Origin of the sequence: Haemophilus sp. HMSC071C11 (assembly GCF_001837655.1) — a bacterium.
GTDB lineage: Bacteria > Pseudomonadota > Gammaproteobacteria > Enterobacterales > Pasteurellaceae > Haemophilus > Haemophilus influenzae.
The window spans coordinates 358-557 of record NZ_KV833432.1 but is presented as its reverse complement, the minus strand read 5'-3'; the positions used below and the strand labels follow the sequence as shown (position 1 = coordinate 557).

General features: G+C 40.5%; 1 pseudogene. It reads right to left on the bottom strand.

The features are described 5' to 3' along the window. Positions 1–12: 12 nt before the first annotated feature. Positions 13–200, bottom strand: a pseudogene (locus tag HMPREF2644_RS09410) (sel1 repeat family protein); the annotation flags it as partial.

The following is a 200-nucleotide window of genomic DNA, read 5'->3' as shown; positions in this document are numbered from 1 at the left end:
GTAAAGTTGGCATTAGAGCTCCCCTCTATTTAGCTTGCCATAATATTCGCAGCCATTTTGATTACCATTATCACAAGCCTTACCAAACCATTCTTTGGCTAAAGATTTATTTACTTGAACACCTCTTTCTCCTAAAAGATATAAGAATCCCAATATAGCTTGAGCATCTGCATCTCCCTGCTCCGCCGCTTTGCGATACC